This is a genomic window from Chitinophaga caeni, assembly GCF_002557795.1.
Lineage (GTDB): Bacteria > Bacteroidota > Bacteroidia > Chitinophagales > Chitinophagaceae > Chitinophaga > Chitinophaga caeni.
This window is the reverse complement of sequence record NZ_CP023777.1, coordinates 760,040-786,097: the sequence shown is the minus strand read 5'-3', so window position 1 is coordinate 786,097 and position 26,058 is coordinate 760,040. Positions and strand designations below refer to the sequence as shown.

At 37.9% G+C, this 26,058-nt stretch carries 19 protein-coding genes; 16 read left to right on the top strand and 3 right to left on the bottom strand.

Annotated elements, in window-relative coordinates; genetic code table 11:
• Positions 1-29: 29 nt before the first annotated feature.
• The gene (locus COR50_RS03195) at positions 30-530 is read right to left on the bottom strand and encodes an RNA polymerase sigma factor (protein WP_098192644.1); all 501 of its coding nucleotides are present in this window, start codon (positions 528-530) and stop codon (positions 30-32) included.
• 457 nt (positions 531-987) lie between these two features.
• Here COR50_RS03195 and COR50_RS03190 point away from each other — a divergent pair, with 457 nt between their 5' ends.
• From COR50_RS03190 to COR50_RS03115, 16 genes are all read left to right on the top strand, one after another.
• On the top strand, positions 988-3,441 hold the full coding sequence (locus COR50_RS03190; RefSeq protein ID WP_098192643.1) for an SLBB domain-containing protein: 2,454 nt from the start codon (positions 988-990) through the stop codon (positions 3,439-3,441).
• A 16-nt stretch (positions 3,442-3,457) separates the two neighbouring features.
• Positions 3,458-4,525 carry a GumC domain-containing protein gene (locus COR50_RS03185; protein WP_098192642.1) on the top strand — a complete coding sequence of 356 codons (1,068 nt, stop codon included), beginning with the start codon at positions 3,458-3,460 and terminating at the stop codon, positions 4,523-4,525.
• Between the two features lie 31 nt (positions 4,526-4,556).
• Complete coding sequence (locus COR50_RS03180) at positions 4,557-5,852, top strand: nucleotide sugar dehydrogenase (RefSeq protein ID WP_098192641.1); 1,296 nt, start codon at positions 4,557-4,559, stop codon at positions 5,850-5,852.
• A gap of 10 nt (positions 5,853-5,862) precedes the next feature.
• Positions 5,863-6,996: a DegT/DnrJ/EryC1/StrS family aminotransferase gene (locus COR50_RS03175; protein ID WP_098192640.1), complete on the top strand. Its 1,134-nt coding sequence runs from the start codon at positions 5,863-5,865 to the stop codon at positions 6,994-6,996.
• Between the two features lies 1 nt (position 6,997).
• Complete coding sequence (locus tag COR50_RS03170) at positions 6,998-7,576, top strand: acyltransferase (RefSeq protein WP_098192639.1); 579 nt, start codon at positions 6,998-7,000, stop codon at positions 7,574-7,576.
• Positions 7,577-7,581: 5 nt separating this feature from the next.
• Positions 7,582-8,601 carry a Gfo/Idh/MocA family protein gene (locus COR50_RS03165; RefSeq protein WP_098192638.1) on the top strand — a complete coding sequence of 340 codons (1,020 nt, stop codon included), beginning with the start codon at positions 7,582-7,584 and terminating at the stop codon, positions 8,599-8,601.
• Positions 8,598-9,908: an oligosaccharide flippase family protein gene (locus COR50_RS03160; protein WP_098192637.1), complete on the top strand. Its 1,311-nt coding sequence runs from the start codon at positions 8,598-8,600 to the stop codon at positions 9,906-9,908. The genes COR50_RS03165 and COR50_RS03160 overlap by 4 nt, the downstream gene beginning before the upstream one ends.
• On the top strand, positions 9,908-11,566 hold the full coding sequence (locus tag COR50_RS03155) for a glycosyl hydrolase family 28-related protein (protein WP_098192636.1): 1,659 nt from the start codon (positions 9,908-9,910) through the stop codon (positions 11,564-11,566). Before COR50_RS03160 ends, COR50_RS03155 begins: the two co-directional genes overlap by 1 nt.
• 36 nt (positions 11,567-11,602) lie before the next feature.
• Complete coding sequence (gene wecB, locus COR50_RS03150; RefSeq protein ID WP_098192635.1) at positions 11,603-12,763, top strand: non-hydrolyzing UDP-N-acetylglucosamine 2-epimerase; 1,161 nt, start codon at positions 11,603-11,605, stop codon at positions 12,761-12,763.
• A gap of 41 nt (positions 12,764-12,804) precedes the next feature.
• Positions 12,805-14,007 (top strand): glycosyltransferase family 4 protein, encoded by a 1,203-nt coding sequence (locus COR50_RS03145; protein WP_098192634.1) that lies wholly within the window; start codon positions 12,805-12,807, stop codon positions 14,005-14,007.
• Positions 14,004-15,257, top strand: coding sequence for an O-antigen ligase family protein (locus tag COR50_RS03140; protein ID WP_157760602.1), 1,254 nt, complete (start codon positions 14,004-14,006; stop codon positions 15,255-15,257). The genes COR50_RS03145 and COR50_RS03140 overlap by 4 nt, the downstream gene beginning before the upstream one ends.
• On the top strand, positions 15,232-16,335 hold the full coding sequence (locus tag COR50_RS03135) for a glycosyltransferase family 4 protein (RefSeq protein ID WP_098192632.1): 1,104 nt from the start codon (positions 15,232-15,234) through the stop codon (positions 16,333-16,335). Before COR50_RS03140 ends, COR50_RS03135 begins: the two co-directional genes overlap by 26 nt.
• A gap of 164 nt (positions 16,336-16,499) precedes the next feature.
• A complete protein-coding gene (locus COR50_RS03130; RefSeq protein ID WP_098192631.1) occupies positions 16,500-17,570 on the top strand; it encodes a DUF1972 domain-containing protein in 1,071 nt (356 codons plus the stop codon).
• A gap of 161 nt (positions 17,571-17,731) precedes the next feature.
• Entirely contained in the window at positions 17,732-19,297 is a 1,566-nt protein-coding gene (locus tag COR50_RS03125; RefSeq protein WP_098192630.1) for a hypothetical protein, read from the top strand.
• A gap of 479 nt (positions 19,298-19,776) precedes the next feature.
• Positions 19,777-21,675 carry an ABC-F family ATP-binding cassette domain-containing protein gene (locus COR50_RS03120; RefSeq protein ID WP_098192629.1) on the top strand — a complete coding sequence of 633 codons (1,899 nt, stop codon included), beginning with the start codon at positions 19,777-19,779 and terminating at the stop codon, positions 21,673-21,675.
• A gap of 129 nt (positions 21,676-21,804) precedes the next feature.
• Complete coding sequence (locus COR50_RS03115) at positions 21,805-22,935, top strand: acyltransferase family protein (protein WP_098192628.1); 1,131 nt, start codon at positions 21,805-21,807, stop codon at positions 22,933-22,935.
• Between the two features lie 117 nt (positions 22,936-23,052).
• Here the strand turns inward: COR50_RS03115 and COR50_RS03110 are convergent, their stop codons facing one another.
• Both COR50_RS03110 and COR50_RS03105 read right to left on the bottom strand, forming a co-directional pair.
• Complete coding sequence (locus tag COR50_RS03110; protein ID WP_098192627.1) at positions 23,053-24,459, bottom strand: RtcB family protein; 1,407 nt, start codon at positions 24,457-24,459, stop codon at positions 23,053-23,055.
• Positions 24,460-24,463: 4 nt separating this feature from the next.
• Positions 24,464-25,543 carry an AAA family ATPase gene (locus tag COR50_RS03105; RefSeq protein WP_098192626.1) on the bottom strand — a complete coding sequence of 360 codons (1,080 nt, stop codon included), beginning with the start codon at positions 25,541-25,543 and terminating at the stop codon, positions 24,464-24,466.
• Positions 25,544-26,058 lie beyond the last annotated feature (515 nt).

Below are 26,058 nucleotides of genomic sequence, written 5' to 3'. Positions count from 1 at the left end.
ACAAACGACTACACATTCTAGAATTTAATTTAATGCCGGGCTACTTGTGCTTTCAGCATTTTCCGTGCAAAGTGGATACGGCTTTTAATAGTACCCAGGGGTTCATCCAGCAATTCCGCGATTTCGAAATATTTGAAACCGTCGAGATACAGGAGGAAAGGTTTTTTAAAGATTACCGGCAAACCATGTACAGCAACCTGTATGTCTTTGACCCTGAGTCCGGCCTCGGCATGATTCCCGATAATCACTTGGTTAGAGTTTAACAGGAAATCGTTGGAGGAATTGTCAAAGCAAAGGTGCTGTTTTGATTTACGCCTGTAATTGTTAATAAATATGTTCCTCATGATGGTGTACAGCCATGCCCGGATGTTGGTACCTGCCAGGTATTTTTCCTGGTTGGAAATGGCTCGGAACATTGTTTCTTGGAAGAGATCTTTAGCTGATTCGGCGTCTTTGGTAAGAGTAATAGCAAAGGGCTTGAGAAAATCAGCGTTGCTCAATAATAGGGTGTTGAATTCAGCGGATGACATATTGTTTAATTTTTGCTCTACTAATTTAAACAAATTAAATGTTCATTCCAATAATTTCACGCTTTTTTTTCAATGAAATAAAAACTTCCCGAACGCTTAACATTTTAATAATCAGTATTTAAATATACTAAAAATAAAAATCACTTGAAAATTTTTCTTTTTATATCGATCGTAATTCTGTTTAACTATTTACGTATTTATAATTAAACAAATGTTAATAAAAATGAATATCAAATGGGGCGATTGATAGAATTATTTACGAGTGATCCTAGAGTTTGGATTGAAATTTGTTCAAAAGCTGCTCATATTTATTTATATAGGAGTGTAGGTATTAAGATTTGTATCTTATTTTTAATAAATTTGCCTCTCAATTTTCAATAGCCCCTTGAAAATTGGGAATGGTGATTATTGGAATACCTTAAAAAAGTTTCGAGAAAGTTTTTATTACAAGCAATCTATGAAAAAATTATTGTTGGTTCAACTGTTGCTGCTATTCATGAGTATAACTGCTATGGCACAGGTACCTACCGTTGATCCGGAAGCACTGAAACAGGTGAATATCGACCAATTGTCTGATGCCCAAATCAAACAGATTGTGACCGAAATGCAGAAAAACGGGGTAACCTTGGATAACATCGATAGTTATGCCGAGGCTAAGGGGATACCCGCAGCACAGGTCAGCAAATTGAAACAACGCATCCGCACCCTGAACCTGGAAGGCGACCTTTCTGCCGCCAACAAGGGAAATGCTGATAATAACTTGTACGACGGTGAACGCAGTGTAGATTGGGAAGCCGGCGGTCAAACCAAGCCGTCAAAAAAGGGTGTTCAATCTAAAGTTTACGGGGCGCAGCTATTCAGCAATAAAAACTTAACCTTCGAACCGAATCTCAGGATGGCGACCCCGCCCAATTATCGCCTCGCAACCGGGGACGAACTGTTGATCGATGTTTACGGTTATAACGAAACACAGATGAGGCTGAAGGTGAACGCGGAAGGTTATATCCGTGTACCAAACCTGGGTCCTATCTACGTAAACGGCCTTACAATCGAGGATGCCACCCGCAGGATTACCAAGCAATTAGCCACAATTTATAGCGCCATCAATACCGGCAACACATCGGTACAGGTAAACCTGGGGAATATCCGCAGTATCCGCGTGCTACTGATAGGAGAAATTGAAACCCCCGGCTCCTATACCCTACCCTCGCTAGCTACTATAGCCAATGCTTTATATGTTTCCGGCGGACCTAACAACAATGGTTCTTTCAGGGATATCCAGCTCATCAGGAACGGGCAACCAGTTGTAACCTTCGATTTATACGACTTCTTAAACAAAGGGGATCTTTCCAATAACTTGGTATTACAGGATCAAGACATTATCAAGGTAAACCCTTACCAAACAAGGGTAGAGCTATCCGGCGGCGTGAAAACACCGGGTATTTTCGAAGTGAAGCCCGGCGAAACTTTGAAAGACGTCATCCGTTATGCCGGTGGGTATACCGACGCGGCATATAAAGAGTTGATCCGCGGTTTCAGGATCAATAACCGGGAACGCGAGGTGATCGATATCCCGCAGGCCGAGATAGCTACTTACGAATTACATTCGGGCGATAAATTTGAAGTTGATTCGGTGTTGAACCGCTTTTCAAACCGCGTTGTTATCAGCGGGGCGGTGTTTCATCCCGGTAATTACTCCCTTGAGAGCGGCATGACAATAAAGGATCTCATCTCAAAAGCTGATGGTGTAAGGGAAGAAGCATCCTTGACACGTGGTTTGATTCGCCGTTTTAAGGAAGACATGACCCCCCAGATGATCAATTTCAATGTGAAGGATGTATTATCCGGCGCATCGAATATTCAACTGCGAAGGGAAGACAGTGTTATCATCTATAATAAATTTGAATTACAAGAAGATTTTACAGTACATATCAGCGGGCTGGTAAATATTCCGGGCAGATTCAGCTATGCTGAAGGGATGCAGTTGGAGGACCTGATTTTATTAGCCGGGGGCTTACAGGATGCAGCTTCCTTGCAGCGCGTGGAAATCTCCCGCCGGATCCGCAGCCAGGAAAATACCGGCAACGATACTGCTTTGGCGATTATCCAGCATTTTGATATTACGCCGGGCATGGCCGTAAGCAACGAGATGACGCATTTTGAATTGCAACCGTTTGACGAGGTGATGGTACGGAAGTCGCCATCGTATACGGAACAAGCGGATGTAAATATCGGGGGGGAAGTTCTTTACCCGGGTAGTTACACGATCAATTCAAAGAAAGAGCGTATTTCGGATTTGATTAGACGCTCGGGTGGGTTAAGGCCCGATGCTTATGCGGAAGGTGCGGTGATGGTCAGGAGAACCTTTGTTAACGCGTCGGATTCGGTATTGCTGCATAACAAGCTGGAAGTATATTATAACAAGTTGGAAGACAGTGCGAGTGTCAATAGGTTTAAAAGTGATGTACAGCGTAACATGCAATTGGTGAATATCGATTTACCTGCAATATTGAAAAAACCGGGATCAAAAGATGATCTGTTTTTAGAAGAAGGTGATATTATCCGGGTACCTAAGAAATTGCAGACGGTTCAAGTATTCGGAGAGATTTATTTCCCCAAGAAGATTCGATTTACGAAAGAGAATAGCTTTAGAGATTATGTTAGAGGGGCCGGAGGGTTTACAGCGCAGGCTTTGAAGAGGAGGAGTTATATTGTATACGCGAATGGTACAGTGAAGGGAACGAAGAAAGTACTGTTTTTTAATAGTTACCCGAAGTTGAAGCCGGGAGCGGAGATTTATGTGCCGGCGAAGGCGAGCCAGCGGGGATTATCTGGGCAGGAGGTATTAGGGATCAGTACTGGGGTGGCTTCATTGGCATTAATTATTACAACTATAATCAATAATCTTTAGTATACATTAAATAATTATGGGTAGTAACGATTCTATTTCGGTAGGGGGTAAGCAGAATGGTTTGTCCTTAAAGGAAATTATCATTTCAATAAATGGATGGAGCAAATATATTCTCTCGAAATGGTTGGTGTATATTATAGTTGGCATAATAGGAGCTGGTATTGGGTTATTATTAGCTTCTATTCAGAAAGATAAATACGAAGCTAATCTTACCTTTGTGATAGAAAATAGTCAATCAGGTGATTTAAGTTCATACGCTGGTCTAGCAAGTCAATTCGGAATTGATTTGGGAGGAACAGTGAGAAGTGGAATATTTAGCGGGGACAATATTCTAGAATTTTTGAAGTCGAGAATGTTAATAGAAAAGACATTGTTATTACCTATTGAGAAGAACGGGAAAGGGTATTCAATGGCGGATTATTATCTAAATATTAGTGATCTAAAAAAGGAATCAAATAGTGCAATTAGTTTTCCATTAGAAATCCCAAGAGCGAAACTTGACAGAATGCAAGATAGCGTCCTGAATATTATTTACACGAAAATTACTGAATCCAATTTAAAAATTTCAAAATTAGACAAAAAGCTTGATTTTATACAGGTTCGATTTACATCTAAAGATGAGTTATTTAGTAAAATATTTACAGAAAACTTAGTTAAGGAAGCCATTGATTTTTACATTAACACCAAGATACAAAGGTATAATACTAATATAGATCGCTTGCAGATGAAAGCTGACTCGATTGAGAAACTATTGAATCAAAGTACAGTAGAGCTTGCGAGAATTCAAGATATAAATTTAAATGCAGTAAGAAGAGTTGCAGGAGTGTCAAATGAACTGGCGCAAAGAAATAAGACCATTTTACAAACAATGTATATAGAAGTAGTAAAAAATCTAGAACTAACTAAGATTTCCCTGGTGCAAGAAAGGCCAATTATACAAATAATTGATAAGCCTTTAATGCCTCTTAAAAATGTTAAGATAGGGAAAGTGAGGGCAACTTTTATCGGTGCATTTGTTTCTATGGTTTTAGCTTTCATGATGGTTGTCGTGATGAAGCTTTATAAAAATATAATGGCAGAATAAGTTAAACTTTAATTCCCAAAAATACAAAGTAATGAAGCTAGAAAATACCAAAATTGCTATCATCGGACTTGGATACGTTGGCCTACCGTTAGCTATTGAATTTGGTAAAAAGTATAATGTTATAGGGTTCGATATAAATAGGAAGAGGGTAGATGAATTGTCAAGAAAGGAAGATCATACTAAAGAAGCTGATTTAGAAGCTTTATCAGCTGTTGTTGATTTGTACCCTCAAACTGGTGGAAAGAAAGGGCTTAAATTTTCGTGTGAAATAAACGATATTAAAGATCAGAATGTTTTTATCGTAACTGTCCCAACTCCTATTAATGAATTCAAATCCCCCGATCTTACGCCTTTATTGAGAGCAACTGAAATGCTTGCAAAAATATTGAAAAAAGGTGATATCGTTATTTATGAATCTACTGTATATCCAGGTTGTACTGAAGAGGATTGTGTGCCACTTTTAGAAAAAATATCCGGCTTGCGGTTTAATTTGGATTTTTATTGCGGGTATTCTCCAGAAAGGATTAACCCCGGAGATAAAGTGAATACTTTGGTGAAGATAAAGAAAGTGACTTCCGGTTCTACACCGTTAATTGCCGATTTTGTTGACTCCTTATATGCAAGTATTATCTTGGCAGGCACACATAAAGCGCCAAGTTTGAAAGTGGCTGAAGCGTCTAAAGCAATTGAAAATGCACAAAGGGATGTGAATATAAGTTTTGTAAATGAGTTAGCATTGATCTTTGATAGGTTGGGAATTGATACTACGGATGTAATCGAAGCCGCAGGTACAAAATGGAATTTTTTAAAATATAAACCAGGTTTAGTTGGAGGCCATTGTATAGGGGTTGACCCGTATTATTTAGCTCACAAGGCAGAATCCTTAGGCTATCATCCCCAAGTTATACTTTCAGGGAGAAGAGTCAATGATAATATGGGTATGTTCGTTGCAAGTAAGGTTGTAAAACTATTAATCCAGAAATGCCATAAAATTAGTGGGTCAAAGTCATTGATTTTAGGAATAACATTTAAAGAAAACTGCCCAGATATAAGGAATTCCAGGGTTATTGATATCTATAATGAATTAATTCAATATGGAATTAACGTTGATGTATATGATCCACATGCAAATCCTCAACAGGTTGCAGAGGAATACGGTATAAAGTTAATTGATACAATTGAATCGCAATATGATTCAATAATCATAGCTGTAGCACACGATGATTTTTTAACTATTGACTTTAAGCTGCTTAAGAACAGCCACGAAGCGGTGATTTTTGATACAAAGTCCTGTGTTGAAAGAACTTTAGTAGATGCAAGATTATAATTGAATTTATATGCGAGAACTTCAAATGGTAGACCTAAAAAGTCAATACAATAAAATAAAGGAAGAGGTTGCTTTTTCCATTTTCGAATGCATAGAAGATGCCACTTTTATAAATGGGCCTCAAGTTAAATCGTTTGCACAGAATTTATCGGAATATCTAGGCGTAAAAAGCGTTGTTCCGTGTGGAAATGGTACAGATGCATTACAAATCGCCATGATGGCTCTTGATTTGCAACCAGGTGATGAAGTAATTGTACCTTCATTTACTTACATCGCTACTGCTGAAGTAATATGCCTTCTTGGTTTGATACCAGTGATGGTTGACGTTGATCCATTCACTTTTAATATAGACGTGAAAGAGTTGGAAAAGGCTATTACACCTAAAACTAGAGCTATAGTTCCGGTACACCTATTTGGCCAGTCAGTTCCCATGGAAGAAATTATGACTATTGCTAATAAATATGGTATCTATGTAATAGAAGATACAGCACAGGCGATTGGAGCAAAGTATACATTTTCTGATGGAAGAACAACTTCGGTTGGAAGTATTGGACATATAGGTTGTACATCATTTTTTCCTTCAAAAAACTTGGGGTGCTATGGGGATGGAGGAGCTATATTTACAAATGATCTTGAACTAGGGGCAAAGATCAGGATGATTGCCAATCATGGACAGGAAAGAAAGTATGTGCATAAGTGCATAGGTGTGAATTCCCGATTAGATTCTCTGCAAGCTGCTGTTTTGAATGTTAAATTAAAATATTTAAATGAGTATGCAGAAGCTAGGTATAGGGCAGCAGCATATTATTCAAAAAGTTTGAAAGGAATCGAAGGTATTGTTACTCCTATTGAAGTGCCTTTTTCTACCCATGTTTATCATCAATATACCTTAATTACAATGGATGGTCGAAGAGATGAATTGAAATTATTTTTGGAAAACAATAATGTACCATCTATGATATACTATCCCATTCCGCTATTTGAACAAGATGCTTTTCAAGGAAAGGGGATTAAAGTCGGGAATCTTCCTGTAACAACCGAATTATGTAAATCGGTGATTTCATTACCAATGCATACTGAACTATCGATAGATCAGCAAGACTATATTGTAGAAAGGATTAGAGATTTTTTTAAAAACACCTAAGATGAGCCCCCAGAATTTTATACATCCATCAGCAATAGTAGATGAAGGTGCGGCTATTGGAGCCGGCACAAAAATTTGGCATTTTTCCCATATTATGTCTAATTCTATAATTGGTGAAAACTGTAATATTGGGCAAAATGTGGTTGTCTCTCCGGAAGTCGTCTTAGGTAATAATGTTAAGGTTCAGAATAATGTTTCTATTTATACCGGTGTAATTTGCGAAGATGATGTTTTCCTCGGACCTTCGTGCGTATTTACAAACATTATAAATCCCAGGAGTCATATTAATAGGCGTGGAAGTTATGCACGAACAATAGTAAGAAAAGGGGCAAGCATAGGAGCGAATGCTACAATTGTCTGTGGGCATGATATTGGGGAGTTTGCATTTATAGGTGCAGGGGCTGTCGTCACTAAAACTGTAGCTCCATACGCATTGGTCGTAGGGAATCCTGCTAAACAGATTGGATGGATCAGCGAATATGGGCATAGATTAATTTTTGATGAACATAATAAAGCGATATGCCCTGAAAGTCAACAAGTGTATATATTAATTAATAATAGTGTTAAGAGAATAAAATAACATCTATGGATCGTAAAATTAAGTTTGCTGTAGTTGGTTGCGGACATATTGGAAAGCGACATGCAGAAATGATTAGCAGGAATGAAGAGGCTGAATTAGTAGCCTTGGTAGATGTAAAACCCAAAGAAAGTTTGAATTTGCAGCAGGACGCTCCTTTTTTCTCTACTTTAAGTGAGCTTTTGGAATCTGGGATTGATATTGATGTTATTAATATTGCTACACCTAATGGTTATCATGCGGAAATCGCACTAGAAGTATTAGGTTCAGGTAGGCATATTGTTGTAGAGAAACCTATTGCATTAACCAAATCGGACGCTGAGAAAATTATCTACAAAGCTTTGAATGTCCATAAGCATGTATTTGCAGTTATGCAGAATAGATATTCTCCTCCTTCGGTTTGGATTAAAGATCTCGTAGAAAGTGGGAAGTTGGGAAGAATTTATATGGTTCAATTAAATTGTTATTGGAATAGGGATGAGAGGTATTATAAATCTGGTTCCTGGCATGGTTCCAAAACACTTGACGGAGGAACATTGTTTACCCAATTTTCACATTTTATTGATATTATGTATTGGTTATTTGGCGATATTAAAAATATATCGGCAAAGTTGATGGATCATAACCATTCCGCCTTAACTGAATTTGAGGATAGCGGATTTGTAAATTTTGATTTTGTAAATGGTGGATCAGGATGTATTAATTTTTCAACGGCGGTATGGAATGCAAATTTAGAAAGCAGTATGACCATTATCGCTGAGAATGGTAGTGTAAAAATCGGGGGTCAGTATATGGACAAAGTAGAGGTTTGTCACGTTTACGATTATACAATGCCGGAGTTAGCGCCAACTAATCCTGGAAATGATTATGGGGCTTATAAAGGTTCCGCCCAGAATCATCATTATATCATTGAAAATGTTGTTAATGTGTTAAAGGGACGCTCTTCAATTACTACGAATGCATTAGAGGGACTTAAGGTTGTTGAGATCATAGAACGTATTTATCAGGCTGATAAAATATTTGAATGATCTCATTGAGGAATAAATCGGAATTTGGTAAAAATGTGCTGACATTATTTACGGGGCAAGTCCTGTCGCAAGGTATTCCTATAATTATTGCTCCCCTGTTAGCGCGTATATATTCGCCTGCCGATTTTGGTGTTGCTGATGTTGTTATGGCAATAGTTAGTATTATAGCTTCAGTTGCTTGTGGAAATTACGAACAGGCCATTTTATTACCTGAGGATAATAAAAAGGGCTTTCTTATAGCAGGAGCAGCAACAATACTTTGTTCTATCGTAAGTGGAACGGTTTTGTTAATTGTGGTGCTATTTAGACCCATTTTATCTTCATTTGTTGGTCTTGATAGCCAAAGCTCATATTATCTCTTCTTTGTACCCGTAATTGTTTGGCTCGTAAGTTTATTTATGGTGTTGCGTTATTATAACTTGAGATCGCAGCATTATAGATTGATTGCTAAGGCCATGACTATAAAATCCATCTTTTTGACCGGAGTTCAATTGTTGGTTGGCATCCTGAAAGCAAGCCCCCTGGGCCTACTGGTGGGACAGCTTTCATCCAATGTTTTTTCGAATAAAGCATTATTGAAGACAGTTAAGAATCATTGGAAAATGTATTCGAATGAAATATCACGGACTAGTATTCTTAGCCTAGCGATAGAGTATATAAATTTTCCCAAGTTTAGCGTTCCCGGAACATTAGCTAATACTCTTGTATTGTATTTACCTAGTGTATTTATATCCAAAGTATTTTCGTTGCAATTATTAGGCTTTATAGCGTTAACTAATAGAATTTTAAATGTACCATTAAATGTTATTGCATCTGCAGTGGGTGATGCATTTATGCAGAAACTCTCACGTTTGACAAATGACACGAAATCCGGGAGAGGCTTTTTTCTAAGGATATTTGGAATATTATCTTTAGTATCCGCTGTAGCTTATATATTTGGAGTATTTTTATTGAAGCCGCTTATAGTTTTCGTATTTGGTAATAATTGGGAGTATGCCGGGGAATTAGGAGGAATAATGCTTCCATTATTTGCCATTAGGTTTATTTGCATTCCTTTATCTAAGGTGTTGATCGTATTTCAAAAACAGAGGCTATTTTTATATTTAACTTCTGTTCAATTGTTAATACTTGTTTCAACGTTCTTGGTTACCTATCTTGCAAAGTTATCCTTTGAAGGTTATTTTAGAGTATATATATATGCGCAATTTATTTTTTACTGTTTTTATTTATTTATATGTTTTTGGGTTGTAAATCATAAGTCTCGAATGAAGAATAATGAAAATCTCAAAAATTATAAAATCGACTGATGATGGTAATTATAAGTAGAGCCGTTATTTTAATGTTTTATATCTTAGGGGTGATTCGGTTATCTGCTCAGCAATATATAAACATAAAATCCATGGGAGCAAGGGGTGATGGCATACATAACGATGCCCCAGCAATATTGAAGGCTTTAAATAAATCAAATTATATATATATCCCCAAAGGCAATTATCGGATTGACCAGCCAATCATAATAAGTGGTAAAAATAATATTCATATAAAGGGCGATGGAGAATCTTCAAGGTTATTCCCATCCAACCAATTAAAAAAAACGACTAAAACTGTATTTTTCTCTTCGTTAAGTTTAGATCAATGTCAAAATGCTGTAATTGAGAACTTATGTGTGGAGTCAAAAGGTGAAAATTGGGGAAATTCTGATGCAGGACATAAATTTAAGAACCCGGATGAGCGAGCAGAGTGGATTATGAAAAATGGCGGGCATGCCGTAACGGTAATTAGAAGTGAAAACGTTAGAATTTCTAATGTGATTGCACGATTCTGTGGCTCGGTAAGTGTGTTTTATGCAATTTCAGGAGATAACATATCATTTATCAATTGTTTTGCTAATGCAGCTTCATTGGGATATGCTGGTTTCTGTGTTGATAATTTTGTTACTATTATACATGATTCTAAGAGAAGGTATTACTTTAAGAATTGTCGCGTGAATAATGAAAATTTGAAATTCGGTTCGCGTTATTCGGCTAAAGCTGGAATATTATCTGAAGGAGATAGGGATATGATTATTAATCTCAATATTGAAGGTGGTGAATTTCGAAACTGTGCAAGCGGAGGAGACTCAAAATTTCTAGGAGCTGCTATTGTTGCTGTGAATACCAATTTGGTCTGTGATGGTGTGATTGGTGAGGATAATTATATAGGACTAAATATTACAAACCGTTCAGAAGTGAAGCAACAAGTTAATTGCAACATTGCTAATTCAAAATTCTTTAACAATTGGGTTGCTGGTATATTCTTGGCTTCGTTTAATAGTGGAGGAGATATTAATATAGACAGTTGTACATTCACCCAACAAAATTATTCTGCTTGGAGGTATACCAAGGATTTATTATTTAGACAGACTGCTGGAATTATTATACAGGGAAAGCAAAGTCAGAATCTAAATATTTCAAAATCTATTTTTTCAGGGGGGGAAGGATATATTTTAACCTCAGGCGAACCGAAGATTAAATTAAGTGCGTCCTCATTCGATAAAGCAAGTACATTTGCCTTTAAAACAAATTACAAGAAGATATTATTAAATAATTCTACGGTAAATTTGCCTGCATCATTGAGCAAAACAAGCAAGTACACTAAGATAAATAGCGCAAGCGCCCTTGGGAATATTGAGGGAAAGCAAGAATTATTATATACTCCATTTTCTGATTCTGTAGATAATGTACCTATCCAAGTAATTTTGACTGCTTTAGGTCTGAGTGGAAAGAATACATTCTTGGAGATACAATTAACTAAGCCCTCAAATGTCAATAATGAATATAAGATAGGTTCTGCTGATGGAAAATGGTTTAATATTGCTCATATCATTAAAATGGATAATGATAATAAGAAATTTAGGGTATTTATTTTAGAAGACCAGCGCATCCATTTTAAGAAAGGAGCGACCTTGGATATTCAAAAGAACTAATCATACCAACTATTAACATGATTGAAATAGATATAGATGAATAAAATTTTGATAATATTTGGCACCCGTCCGGAAGCAATAAAAATGGCGCCCATTGTACTAGGTTTCAAGAATGACCCCGCTTTTGATGTAAAGGTTTGTGTTACGGCTCAACATAGGGAAATGTTAGATCAAGTGTTGGAGTTTTTTAATATCGAACCGGAATTTGATCTTGATATCATGCAAACTTCGCAGAGTCTACATTCATTGACTGCCAGATTGTTGGAAGGGGTAAAAGTTGTTCTCGATGAGTATCAGCCAGATTACGTTTTTGTACACGGAGATACTACTACCTCTATGGCGGCAAGCTTAGCAGCGTTCTATTCAAGCATAAAAATCTGTCATATCGAAGCCGGACTCCGTACATATAATATCTACTCTCCTTTTCCAGAGGAGATCAATCGACGAGTTACTGGATTATTAGCAAATTACCATTTTGCGCCGACTTCGACCGCTGAAAAATACTTGGTTAGGGAAGGGGTTAACCCTTCTAACATAATCATAACTGGTAATACTGTCATTGATGCATTACTGAGTAGTGTTGAACGGATCAAAAATGGATATAGCAATGAAGAAATACTTAGTTTGGAAGAAATGATCGTGGTAGGGAAAAAAATCATTTTGGTTACAGGCCATAGAAGGGAGAACCATGGAGAGGGGTTCAGAAATATATGTGATGCGTTATCAAGCTTAGCCGAAAGGGATGATGTTCAGATTATTTATCCTGTTCATTTAAATCCCAAAGTAAAGGATGTAGTATACGAAAGGTTGTCCAATAGAGAGAATATTAAACTTATTGAACCGTTATCCTATGCAAGCTTTATATGGCTTATGAACGAGTCATATTTAATACTTACAGATAGCGGTGGAGTTCAAGAGGAGGCGCCAAGTTTAGGTAAACCTGTTTTAGTGATGCGAGATACAACCGAAAGACCTGAGGCAGTGGAAGCAGGAACTGTACTTTTGGTTGGGACAAATATGGATGAAATTCTTTCTAAATGTAATAAATTATTGTCAGATGAAAAGTTCTACGGAAGTATGAGCCAGTTAAATAATCCATATGGGGATGGGCATGCTACGGAGAGGGTTATTCATTTTATGAAAAATAATATGCATTTGGACAAAACGCCTAATAATTTAGTTGGTAAATCAAAATAACCTTCATATTAATCTTGGCATAAAAGAGATTTCAAATCTATATGAAAGAAATTGCATTCATAATATTTTCTGATTTGAATCCTGCAAATGGAGGAGTAGAAACTTGGCTCCGTTTGTTTTTAAGGGAAGTTCGAAACAATCCTAAATATAAATCCTCACATATTTCTATTTATTATTGCGATCGGGGAAACGAAACGCAATCGGAATTTATTCATGGATGCATTCCGGGGCAAATAAATTACATTCCTATAAGGAATGGCGGTAATAAGGGGCTTTTTGCAAATTTCATTACGTTATATCAATTCCATTCTGCTGTTTTAAAGAGAATAAGACAAGCTGGCATTCCGATCGTAGTTTCCCTCGGAAGTTATCCTACGGGGATTATTGTTTGGATGCTTTTGTTTCTTATGAATTATAGACGTAAATGCAATCATGTGGTTTGGTTAAGAACAACATTAAGTATGCATATAAGGAATTACAGGATAAGATCATTGTTTCCATTGATTTCAATATTTGAAGCAAAAGCATTATTGAATGCTAGCCTAGTAATTTCTAATGGCTGGGATACACAATCGAATTATAAAAAAGAGTACAGAATTGATTCTAAAGTTATACCTAATGCGATTGATTTATCGAGATATGAGTACATTCCAGAATTGCCAACTAAGAAGCCAGATAAAATTCAAATAGCCTTCATTGGCAGGTTTTTTAGTGCTAAAGGATGTGATAATTTCGTGAATGCGATCAAGATATTTAATAACAAGTATATTGATTTGGTTGATAAAGTGGATTTTCTATTTGTTGGTTGGGGAGAAGATAGAATTGAAAAATTTGCAAGTAAAACGGTCAATTGCACTTTATTAGGGCGCATTTCAAATGATTTAATGCCTAAAGTTTTAGAGAATGCCCATGTTGGCCTCGTTTTGACCAAAGCTAATAATTCTGATGCAGGAGGGAGTGGCGTTTCAAATAGTTTATTGGAGCTAATGGCATCAGGAAAAATAATTGTTGCATATGACAACATAATCTACAAGCAATTTCCAAGAAGTGATTGTATGTTGTATATAGAAGAAAATAATGATGTGGCATTAGCAAATACGTTTTATGAGATATTTTTTGATTGGGATAAAGCTAGATTGCTAGCTAAAAATGCTAGGGAATATGCACGGGAATTTTCAATTGAGAAGCATGTAAAGCTAGCTATGGAAACAATTACAATGCTTGAGGATAAAGGGATTAAATGATGCATGAAAAAGTGTTAAATAGAATATTCTTAATATCTTTCATATACCTTGTTCCATTATTCGACAGCATAACGGGATTGCTTGTTCGTGGCGATTCAATACAGGCAGGGGGAATAGGTTCTCCATCTCAATTGATACGTTTATATATTATCACTCTTTCAATTTTTATCATACGCTCGAATGTAAACTATATCTATATAACACTAGGCTCTTGCTATTTACTTTTTATTGAGATTGTTTCGTTTTGCTTTCACAAGGATGTTTCAGGGTTATTATATGGCCTCGTTTTTTCTTATAAGTTTTTTTATTCTATTTTTATTTACCTAGCACTAAAGAAAATATTTAACGAATCTAATTATTCCTTTAGCGATGTCCTTAAATTTATAAGGAATTTTTTATTTTTTTTATGTATAATAATTTTAGTTGGGAACATACTAGCCATTAAAGTAGGGATTTCTTCATCAATATTTCGATCGAAAGGACTGTTCCCATCAGGCAATGGTTTAGGTTTATTGCTCGGAGTTTTGTCTTTAATTATGAGATTAGGTGCCAATGAGAAGATATTGAATTCTTTTACTGATAAAATAGTCTACTTTTTGACTTTAGTATGTCTCGTATTGGTAGCAACGAAAGCGTCAGTTATCTTTTTGATATTAAATGCGGCTGTAATGTTTTTTGCTTTACATCCAATTGCAAGGTATATCGGCTTGTTTGTCGTAAGTATAATTATAGCTATATTCTGGACTAATATAATATATGGACTTAATTTGGCTTTTGATGTTATAATATTCAGGTTTGAAAATAAGGAATCTTGGTTGCAATTTATTTTGAGTGGAAGGGAGAATTACATCAATACTGCTGTTGATACATTTGAAAAGTCACCGTGGTATTTTCCTCGGTTCATTTTTGGTGCAGGTTCATTTCTATCTTATGAACTACCAAGCGATTTTACATTAAGTTATAAAATGTTAGAAATGGATGGGGTTGATGTTTTTTTCATGTATGGTTTAATAGGGTTAATAATATATGTATTGTTCTTTATTTACTTAACTATCAGGTCATTTGAGATATCTAGAATTTTGGGTTGGGGAGCTGTTGCTTTATTTTTACATTCACTGATGGCTGGGCATACAATATTTAATGGTTTATCAGCTACAGCAATTGTTTTTATATTATTATTAAAAAATTTTCATCCTAAGACAAACAAAAAGGAATATATAAATTATGAGAGTTCTATTTCAGTCTCGTAAAACATTATTCGATGCTCCTGGTGGGGATACCATACAATTGTTGAAAACAAAAAAGTACCTTGAAAAACTAGGTGTTGAGGTTCATGTTTCCACGGAATTGACGCCCGATGTTTCAACTTTCGACTTAGTGCATGTATTTAATTTGATGAGAGCGCAAGAATCGTTGCTTCAAGTAAAGAATGCGAAGGAATATGGGAAACCCGTGGCGCTTTCAACTATTTATGGTTTATATACCGATTTTGAAAAAAGGGGACGTGGAGGAATAGCTAGCAAATTGTTTAAGTATCTTGGCCCGTTCCAGATAGAATATGTGAAAACATTTGCCCGAACATTTATTGGCAAAGAATTACATATGGGGAGTATTAGTACTTTGCTAAGAGGAATTTATAGTACTATGAAGGAAATTGTCGATAATACAGATATATTTCTGCCAAATTCTGAATCTGAGATGTCAAGAGTTATTTCCGATTTTAATATAATTAACCCTCTTTATCAAGTTATTCCTAATGCGGTAGATGTGAACCTTTTTGATCCAAATAAAGTGGAAGTTGATTCACAGTTCCAGAAATATAAAGATTGTATATTATCTGTTGCTAGAATAGAGGGTAGAAAATGTCAATTGGATCTTGTCAAGGCTGTTGAAGGGACGAATTATAAATTAGTGTTATTAGGTAAACCAGGCGCTAATAATCTTGGTTATTATAATCGTGTTAGAGAGTTGGCTAGCGAAAACGTTCACTTTATTGATCATTTAGAACATGATAAATTACCTCAGTTTTATAAATTGGCGAAAGTTCATGCTTTAATAAGCTGGATGGAAACTCCCGGGCTATCCTCTATTGAAGCAGGTGTAATGGGGACAAATATTGTTGTTACTCCCAATGGTGATACATATGATTACTTTCAAGATTATGCATACTATTGCGATCCCGGAAATATTAGTTCAATTAGGCGGGCGCTTGATCAAGCATTTAATGCCCCCTTACCTTTAAAACTTAGAGAGAGAATTTTAGATAATTATACTTGGGAAAAGGCTGCTGAGGCGACATATAAGGCTTACCGTAAAATCGTTCTATAATGCCCGATCAATACTTTGAATGTGAATTATTTACTTCTTGGTTAGCTTAGTGTAAAACTAATTAATGATTGCCTAAATCGTTTTATATAATTATTTTTATAAAGTTATGCTTTAAGCACTTCCCAATATATAATTATATTTCTGATTTGGGTTAATTTACTATAATGAGAGAGAAAAAGAAAATCGCAATTATAGGCTCCGTAGGTATTCCTGCTAAATATGGAGGTTTCGAAACCTTAGCGCAGTATTTAGCAGAAGGGCTACAGAACGAGTTTGATATTACAGTTTATTGTAGTAGTAAGTCATATGCCATTAAAAATGAGAAGTTTGAGAATATTTCTCTTAAGTATATACCTTTTAACGCAAATGGCTGGCAAAGTATTTTATATGATGTAGCAAGTATTATACATGCATTTAGAAATAATGATAGGTTACTAATATTAGGTGTATCGGGAGCAATAATTTATCCACTTCTAAAGCAATTTTCAAAAAATAAGTTTATAGTACATATTGACGGATTGGAGTGGAAGCGTGAAAAATGGAGTAGAAAAGTAAAGAAATTTCTCAAGTACTCTGAAAAATTATCGGTAAAGTATGGAAATGCGATTATTGCTGATAATAGAGCCATTCAAGAATATGTTAAAGAAGAGTACGGTGAGGATAGTATTCTAATTGAATATGGTGGGGATCATGTAATGTTGGACGTGAAAAAACAATCAAAAGAGGTAAATTATGCTTTCTCTGTTTGCAGGATAGAACCTGAAAATAATGTCCACATTGTATTAGAGGCTTTTTCAAATATGCCGAACCGCAAACTTAAATTTGTAGGGAACTGGGAGCTAAGTTCTTATTCAAGAGCTCTAAAAAGTAAGTATAGTGAATTTGAAAATATCGACTTAATTGATCCAATCTACGAACCAGAGAAACTTGCAGTTTTAAGGAATAATTGTAATCTTTATTTACATGGCCATTCGGCCGGAGGGACTAATCCATCATTGGTCGAAGCGATGTACGCCGGTATGCCGATTTTAGCTTATGATGTTATTTATAACCGATATACTACAGAGAATAGGGCTGAATACTTTAAAGACCAAGCTGAGATTATTGCAAAAGTCAACCTATTGAGTAATGAGCGATTACAATGCATGGCAGTTGATATGAGAAATATTGCGATAGAAAGATATAAATGGAATACGATCGTTGAAAAGTATCGTAGTTTATTTCTATTAGAATAAGCCATGAGTTTTTGCGGTTCTATTAAAGGTAGTAATTATTCTCAATAGAATATATGGCCAATTCATGGGCATTATATTTGTAGGAGATAGCAAGGTCTCGTGAAAAATAATAGCCTAATTTTTTATTACATACTTTTGCACCCAGCAAGCAATTATTATCCATGAAGAAATCACTCTTAGGCCTATTCATAGCAAGTTTTCTGCTGTTATCGGCCTCTATACATGCCCAAAACCCCGGCCAACAATTTTCACTGGGTTTTTATCAAAACTCTGGAGATAGTAGCTCCTTTCACTCATCCCTTAAGGATTACAGTAAAAGGGGAACCTTCTACTGGCCGGTGAAGGATTCAACAAAGAGACGATCTTGGTTTCACCGCAAGGCTTTCCAAGAGCATTTATTGGAATACAACCATGAAGATTATTCTTTCTATGCTGATTTCTTACCGGATTTCCAAGTCGGGTATAGCAATCGTAATAGTACCACTTGGTTAAATACCCGTGGTGTCGAAGTGGGCGGCAGGCTTGGTAAAAACTTTTATTTCCGCAGCGAGTTCTACGAGAATCAAGGTAAATTTCCCGGGTATTTAGACGACTTCGGTAGAACGGAAAAGATTTTACCTGCTCAAGGTGAACTTAGGGATTACGCCGATGGCAAGGCCTTCGATTACGCATACGCCAGCGCTCTCCTCTCCTACAAAGCCGCGAAATTCCTCGATCTCGAACTCGGATATGATCGGAACTTCATCGGTGACGGCTACCGCTCGATGCTCTTAAGCGATAATCAATTTAATTATCCCTTCTTTAAAGTGATTGCAACCGTCGGTAAGATTCAATACACTACCATGTGGGCGCAATTTATCGATATGAAGTACCCCAAAGCTTCTTATGATAATGGTTACCGTAAAAAGTGGGGCATCTTCAACTACCTGGATTGGAACGTTTCAAAGAAAATCTCCCTGGGATTATTTGCATCGGTGATCTGGCAGGATTCAGACTCCACCGGCAAACGCGGATTCGATTGGAGCTACCTCAACCCTATCGTGTTCTTACGCCCGGTTGAGTTCTCCGTTGGGTCGCCGGATAACGCCCTGATGGGTTTAAATGCCAAATATGCCATCAGCAAAAACAGTACCTTGTACGGCCAATTCATGCTGGATGAGTTTAAACTAAAAGAAATCACCTCCGGAAACGGTTGGTGGGCCAATAAGTATGGCGGGCAACTTGGTTTCCGGTCCAACAATATTTTCAAAGTACCTAACTTAAATATCTTAACAGAGGTGAATGCCGCCCGGCCTTATTTATACAGCCAGCGGACTACCTTGAATAACTACGGACATTATAATCAATCCTTGGCACACCCGCTCGGAGCTAACTTCGTGGAATGGGTGAACATCGCGGATTATCAATACAAGCGCTGGTTCTTGCGGGGTGAAATTATGTATGCAAATTACGGTTTGGATACCGCCGGTATTAATTTCGGTAAGGATATCAATAAAAGCTATAACACGCGCGCCGAAGATTATGGTAACAAGATCGGGCAAGGCTTGAATACGAATTTGTTGTACGTCCAGGGAACGATCGCATTCTTGATGAACCCTAAGAATAATTTACGCCTTGAAGTGAGTGCCGCCACTAGAAGGGAGTCGAACGATACCTGGAAGAAGAATGAAACTTTCTTCTCGATCGGCTTGAGAAGCTCGTTCAGGATGTTTAATTACGATTTCTAATAGATCTCAATCACATCATTTAAATAATAAAGTCCCGGTGGTAATTCACCGGGACTTCTATTTTGATGGAAAGGGGATACAAACAAAGAAATCACAAATGGATTAAAGGCCGCTGTGGGGACTACTGTTCCAGGAATATGTAATACACCTCCACAACAACAACTTTTTGCACTGGATTACACGTTGCCTAACAACAATGATTTGATAAATAATAAGTTAATATATTGATAATTAAATATATGTAAGAGAAGGAACGCTTTACAGGTATTATTCTAAAAACTAAAGTTTTGTCTCACTTAGATCTGGGCTGTACGGGTTCTCAATAGTTGTGGCCAATTTCACTTCATACAAAAGCATTCTTCAATGAATATACGAAAAAATATTAACTAATGATACTGCTTTTGTTAAAATTTCATCAGGGGTGACCGATTATCGCGCCCCCTTGTCTTCGAATTGAAAATCATTATTAACTTCGCCCCATGCATTATGTAACGGTTGAAGGCTTAACGAAAGCCTATGGCGTAACGCCACTGTTTGAAAATATTTCTTTCCATATCGAGGAGGGCGACAAAATAGCCCTGGTGGCCCTGAATGGCTCTGGTAAATCTACTTTGTTGAAAATTTTATTGGGTAAGGAAATGCCTGATGATGGTAAGGTATGGATCCATAAAGACGTAACGGTGGTGATGCTGGAACAAAATCATGATTTTGTTCCCCACAAGTCTATACTTGAAAATATTTTTGACCAGGATAACCCGGTGTTTTCTGCCATAAAGAATTATGAACGCTTGACCGATGAAGATGCCGGCGAGCCGGATCCTGATCAATTGATGAAGGCCATCGCCCAAATGGATGAACTGAATGCCTGGCATTTTGACTCCAAGGTAAAGCAGATCCTCGGTAAATTGAATATCCATCACCTCGATCAAGAGGTAGGTACCTTATCGGGTGGCCAGCAAAAAAGGGTGGCCCTGGCCAAAGTGCTTATCGATATCGGTTTTGAACATAAGCATACCTTGTTGATCATGGATGAACCTACCAACCACCTGGATGTAAGCATGATCGAGTGGTTAGAGCATTTCCTCGATCAAGAAAAGGTGACCTTGCTGCTCGTTACCCACGATCGATATTTCCTGGATAGCGTTTGTAATGAAATTATGGAGCTGGATAAAGGACAATTGTTTATCTATAAAGGTGATTATGAAAATTACCTAGAAAGGAAGGCTACGCGCGAAGAGATGGATGTGGCCAGCATAGAAAAAGCAAGGAACACTTACCGGAAAGAACTGGAATGGATGCGTAAGCAACCAAAGGCCAGGACTACCAAATCTAAATCCCGCCAGGATAATTTCTACGAGGTAGAGAAAAAAGCGCAAACCCGTATCCAGGATCAGCAACTGGAACTGAATGTAAAAATGTCCCGTCTCGGTGGAAAGATTATCGAGATGAAGAAAGTATACAAGTCGTACGGCGACCTCCAAATCCTGAAAGGCTTTGATTATACGTTTAAGAAAGGCGAACGGATAGGTATCGTTGGGAAAAACGGTGTGGGTAAATCTACTTTCTTGAAAATGCTGCTAGGTAGCGAACAGCCGGACAGTGGCAAAATTAATGTTGGTGAAACGGTCATCTTCGGAAATTATTCGCAAGAAGGCTTGCAGGTAAAGGAAGATATGCGCGTCATTGAATTTGTAAAAGGAATCGCGGAAAATTTCCCTTTGGCTGATGGTACCAAGGTCAGCGCCGCGCAGTTCCTGGAATTATTCTTATTCCCCGCCGAAAAACAATATACTTATATCTCGAAACTTAGTGGCGGTGAAAGAAGGCGTTTGCACTTATTATCGATCCTCTTCCGGAACCCGAACTTCCTAGTGCTGGATGAACCTACGAATGACCTCGATTTGCCCACCTTGAGCATCTTGGAAGACTTTTTATTGAATTACCAAGGTTGTATCCTCATCGTGAGCCATGACCGCTATTTTATGGATAAGTTGGTAGATCACTTGTTCGTTTTTGAAGGAAAAGGTGAAGTGAGGGATTTCCCCGGCAACTATACCCAGTATAGGGAATGGGAAAAGGACCAGGAAAAGTTGAAAGATGAAGCTAGGAAGGAGAAAGAGAAGATCCAGGAAACGCCACCTAAAACGGCAAATGAGAATAAGCCGAAAAAGATGAGCTTCAAGGAAAAGATGGAAATGGAACGATTGGAAAAGGAATTGGAACAATTGGAAATTGAGAAAAAGGAATTAGATCAACAATTGGCTAATGGTAATTTGTCATACGAACAAATGGATGCCGCTTCCCGCCGTATCGGTGAAGTCATAAACCTGTTGGATGAAAAAGGACTCCGCTGGCTGGAGTTAAGCGAGTTAGCTTAAATATAGCTTAAAATACTCGGCCCGTATCTCTCAATATCAAGGAGATACGGGCTTTTTATTGCTTCTTTGTTGTAGAGTGCTTTTACTTGCTGGATTATTTTTCTATTTTACCTGTAAAGAATCCACGATATGCTCTTAAATCAACAAAAACGATTCCTCTCCCTGGACGTATTCAGAGGCTTGACTGTTGCATTGATGATATTGGTGAATAACCCCGGTAGCTGGAAATTCGTTTATCCCCCGTTCCACCATGCTGAATGGCATGGCCTGACACCTACCGACCTGGTGTTCCCTTTTTTCTTATTTGCTGTCGGGAATGCTATGAGTTTTGCATTGCCCAAATATGAAGCCCTTGGCAATTCTGCGGCGATTCAGAAAATATTGAAAAGAACTGCCCTCATTTTTATTATCGGTTTGTTATTGAACTGGTATCCTTTTATCAGTTATAATGACCAGGGTGAATTGGTTGCTAAATCCTTGGGGCATCTCCGTATTATGGGCGTTTTGCAGAGAATTGCCTTATGTTATGGAATCGCGGGATTGATTATCCATTTTGCTAAGGAAAAGGGTGCCCTGGTTGCGAGCGTAGTGCTTATGCTAGGGTATTGGTTAATACTGTCACTTTTCGGGCAAGGAGATCCTTATAGCATGCAAGGCAATGCCGGGATTTTTATTGATAAAGCAATTCTAGGTGAGAACCACATGTATCACGGCGAAGGTGTGGCCTTCGATCCGGAAGGTTTGCTAAGTACCTTACCGGCTGTTTGTAACGTGTTGATCGGGTATCTCGTAGGGGTATTTATCAAGAAAAATGGTGTTAACGGCAGTTCATTAACCAAATTGTTGCTAGCAGGTGTGGCGCTCGTCGTTGTAGGGTATTTCTGGGGAATGTTCTTCCCGGTAAATAAAAAGATATGGACCAGCTCCTATGTTCTAGTAACCGTTGGTTTGGCAATATTGTTACTCACCTTATTGATGTATGCAATAGAAATACAGCAATGGAAAAAGGGTTTTCAATTTTTCGAAGTATTTGGAAAGAACCCGTTATTCATATACGTAATGTCCGGCGTATTAGTGAAAACATATTTCCTAATAAGGCCGGAACCGGGCATGAATTTATATAGCTGGATTTATAAATACGGTTTTCAATCGTGGGCCGGAGATATGAATGGATCATTGTTTTTTGCTATTGCCCATGTATTATTGTTCTGGTTGCTGGGATATGTGTTAGATAAAAAGAAAATTTATATACGCGTATGATTATGAAAAATGGGCTCGCGAGCCCATTGCTACCAGCAAGCCCATTGCTACCAGCGAGCCCATTGCTGGCAGCGAGCCCATTGTACATTAATCTGCCGGGATCCCAACGATCCCCGTCTACGCGTCTGCCATCCGGACAATACGTGGTTTGAACGTCCCGACAATATCGACCAATTCAGACTGCGCCTGCATCACCTGGTTGATATTCTTGTAAGCAGTAGGGGCTTCATCCAACCCGGCGCCGATCAAGGTGACATTATGATCCTTCAACATGCTGCGCAGTTCATTCCAATTGTTCTTAATGAGCGCCTGTTTTCTTGACATAAGCCTACCGGCGCCGTGCGATGCAGAATCCAAGGCTGTTGCCAGCCCCCTTCCTTTCACGATAAAACCAGGAGCAGTCATAGAACCGGGAATAATTCCCAATACCCCTTTCCCGGCGGGTGTAGCACCCTTCCGATGAACAATTAAATCCTTACCGCCATGTTGTTCTTTCCATGCAAAGTTGTGATGGTTTTCAACCCGTGCCAATACTTCCGCGCCCGTGGCTTCTACCAGCCGTTGATGGATATCATGATGGCAGGCTGACGCATAATTTCCGGCTAATTCCATCGCCAACCAGTATTCCTGACCTTCTTGGCTATCCAATGACAAATAAGCCAATCTTTTGACCTCTTGTGGCAATGAACATAATTTCTCTGCCAACTTGGTATAATGCCCGGCTACCTGCGCACCCAAACCCCTGGAACCTGAATGCGATAAAATACCGACATATTTCCCGGTTGGTAAGTTCCATTCATTTTGTTCATCCTGGATTTTGACGATTCCCCATTCAACAAAATGGTTGCCACTGCCGGAGGTCCCTAACTGCATGGCCGCCTTTTCCTGGAGTTGTTTTAAAAACGGAACTTGGTCGAATGCGGGATCGTGAAGAACGGCATGATCTGCCCTGTTTTTTAACCTGGGCGCCCCGGCGCCGAAAACGGTATGTGCGATTAATTCACGCTTGAACTTAGAAGCATTTTCATCAAAATGATATAACGGGATATCCAAGATGCTTAAACACATTCTACAACCGATATCCACACCCACACCGTAGGGAATCACCGCATTATCGGTGGCCAATACGCCACCGATAGGTAAGCCGTAGCCTTGGTGTGCATCAGGCATTAGCGCGCCAGAATGCGTGATAGGCAAACGCATAGCTAGCTGCATTTGTTGCTTGGCGCCCGGCTCAATATATTCCTGGCCGAAAATATTATAAGTTCCGGATTTGCTTAGATCTTTCAGTTCAATAATTACTTTGGCGGGTTTGGATAGTAAAATTTTCGCTACATTTTTCCAAATATCGTCCTCAGTAAATGCTTGGGTATCTTCCAAGACTAATTTGAATTTTTCTAAAGCTTGCTCTTTAGGTAATGTTGATAAATGTGTTTCCAAGATGATTTTACATTCCTTCATCACCGCATTGGCGGGATATCCCAATGCTATTAAGTCATTACCATTAATCAATTCATCTTTCATAAGTTTAATTTATATAGGGTAATTGAAACCCCACTTTTCTTTGTACATGTTTTTTAGTAGCCGGTTCATTATTGAATATTTCGGCTAAGGTCATTGGGCCACTAGCAATTGTTGTTTTTTCTAAATGATTTAACAACTGCTGGGCTTTTGATTCAGGTAAAGGGCCAAAATAATATTGCGCAATTAAACGCCCTTCCCTAAGTACCGCCGGATCGATATTACAAAGATCGGTATTAAATGTGCAAACTATTTGCGTACGTAAACAATCGGCCAAAATACCGTCAGATAAGTTTAATAAATCTGAGATCGGTGAGTTTGGGTTCAATTTTCGATCCACTAGCAAGTTCTCTGCATCTTCGATCACTAAAACGGAATTAGGATAATGTATCAGTAGTTTCGCAAATTCGGGATCCGTCAATGCATGGGCAAAATTGGAAGAAAGATAAATCACCCTTTTCTTCAGCCTCGCAACCAAGTGCCTTAAGTACGTGGTTTTACCGGTGCCGGGTAAACCGTGCAATAATACGATTCCCTTATCATTTTGACGATTCAGTCGCTGGATAATGGTTTTATCAACTGCGACAAATTCATCTTCGTAATATAATTGTATTGACAAATTTGTCTTCGTGATTTCTAACTCGGTAAACTGGTATTTACCGTTGGAGATGGTAAGGATGTTGATAGCGCTTTTCTTGCTTTTGATTTTCTCCTTACAAGTCTTTAAGGCAGCAGTGATCATTTGCAAGTATTCCCCCGTGACCATTTCATCGTCAAATAAAATAGTACAATAATTATATTCAAAGTAAATCAAACATCCATTCTTCAACCAAAATCCTGCATATTCTAAAGAAAACTTTCCTTGATGATGAAGATCAGAATGATAATTAAAAGAATATTGAATATCATGATCATAAATTTTTTTAAACTTTTGAATGGCCTTGTCAATTTGTAACCTGTTAACCACGTAGATGGAAGGAATCCTTTTATTTATAGCCAAATACAGTTCCTTAGGCCTTATATAGTCAGAATCGAACAGTTGGCTGCTTTCTGTAACGAGCCGCGTTCGTTCAAATAAATTGTCCATTTTGCTGGATTTACGGCATAGGCTGCCCTGCCCGCCTTTTGCGGGCACAGGCTTATATCCTATGCGTCCTTTTTAGAAAATATTGGGATCAATAGGGGCAGCGCGATATAACGGTCTGCCTTTTTGATTGAGTTGGATAATATTTACATGTCAAATAAAATAAGCATATTTTAATTTTTAATGGGGAGAGGTGCGGCATTGCAATTTGCAATGCTGCATCATACAGTTAGGTTAAATGATACTGTGGTTGCACCTCTCCCAAGGTGATTGGGGTTAACAAAAAAATCCCGGCTTGTACGAGCCGGGATTATACATACTTGGTATATTACCAATTATATATAAATGGCTCTGACACTGTTTGGGTATGGGCTGAAGCATACCTTTCCCAGCCAGGTATCTTGATACCTGTTATGTATTTTATTACTAACCCTGTTCAATGTATCTATGTGCTGCTGAAGCTGCATAGGCTAAATAAAAAAGCCCGCTCTTGTGAGCGGGCTCTGTATTTTATTGAA

What these genes read in the sequence shown, in the direction of transcription:
- COR50_RS03180 (WP_098192641.1), top strand. Translation starts at nt 4,557, where the DNA reads ATGAAGCTAGAAAATACCAAAATTGCTATCATCGGACTTGGATACGTT.
- COR50_RS03165 (WP_098192638.1), top strand. Translation starts at nt 7,582, where the DNA reads ATGGATCGTAAAATTAAGTTTGCTGTAGTTGGTTGCGGACATATTGGA.
- COR50_RS03195 (WP_098192644.1), bottom strand. Translation starts at nt 530, where the DNA reads ATGTCATCCGCTGAATTCAACACCCTATTATTGAGCAACGCTGATTTT.
- COR50_RS03170 (WP_098192639.1), top strand. Translation starts at nt 6,998, where the DNA reads ATGAGCCCCCAGAATTTTATACATCCATCAGCAATAGTAGATGAAGGT.
- wecB (WP_098192635.1), top strand. Translation starts at nt 11,603, where the DNA reads ATGAATAAAATTTTGATAATATTTGGCACCCGTCCGGAAGCAATAAAA.
- COR50_RS03185 (WP_098192642.1), top strand. Translation starts at nt 3,458, where the DNA reads ATGGGTAGTAACGATTCTATTTCGGTAGGGGGTAAGCAGAATGGTTTG.
- COR50_RS03115 (WP_098192628.1), top strand. Translation starts at nt 21,805, where the DNA reads ATGCTCTTAAATCAACAAAAACGATTCCTCTCCCTGGACGTATTCAGA.
- COR50_RS03125 (WP_098192630.1), top strand. Translation starts at nt 17,732, where the DNA reads ATGAAGAAATCACTCTTAGGCCTATTCATAGCAAGTTTTCTGCTGTTA.
- COR50_RS03120 (WP_098192629.1), top strand. Translation starts at nt 19,777, where the DNA reads ATGCATTATGTAACGGTTGAAGGCTTAACGAAAGCCTATGGCGTAACG.
- COR50_RS03190 (WP_098192643.1), top strand. Translation starts at nt 988, where the DNA reads ATGAAAAAATTATTGTTGGTTCAACTGTTGCTGCTATTCATGAGTATA.
- COR50_RS03130 (WP_098192631.1), top strand. Translation starts at nt 16,500, where the DNA reads ATGAGAGAGAAAAAGAAAATCGCAATTATAGGCTCCGTAGGTATTCCT.
- COR50_RS03175 (WP_098192640.1), top strand. Translation starts at nt 5,863, where the DNA reads ATGCGAGAACTTCAAATGGTAGACCTAAAAAGTCAATACAATAAAATA.
- COR50_RS03145 (WP_098192634.1), top strand. Translation starts at nt 12,805, where the DNA reads ATGAAAGAAATTGCATTCATAATATTTTCTGATTTGAATCCTGCAAAT.
- COR50_RS03135 (WP_098192632.1), top strand. Translation starts at nt 15,232, where the DNA reads ATGAGAGTTCTATTTCAGTCTCGTAAAACATTATTCGATGCTCCTGGT.
- COR50_RS03140 (WP_157760602.1), top strand. Translation starts at nt 14,004, where the DNA reads ATGATGCATGAAAAAGTGTTAAATAGAATATTCTTAATATCTTTCATA.
- COR50_RS03105 (WP_098192626.1), bottom strand. Translation starts at nt 25,543, where the DNA reads ATGGACAATTTATTTGAACGAACGCGGCTCGTTACAGAAAGCAGCCAA.
- COR50_RS03155 (WP_098192636.1), top strand. Translation starts at nt 9,908, where the DNA reads ATGATGGTAATTATAAGTAGAGCCGTTATTTTAATGTTTTATATCTTA.
- COR50_RS03160 (WP_098192637.1), top strand. Translation starts at nt 8,598, where the DNA reads ATGATCTCATTGAGGAATAAATCGGAATTTGGTAAAAATGTGCTGACA.
- COR50_RS03110 (WP_098192627.1), bottom strand. Translation starts at nt 24,459, where the DNA reads ATGAAAGATGAATTGATTAATGGTAATGACTTAATAGCATTGGGATAT.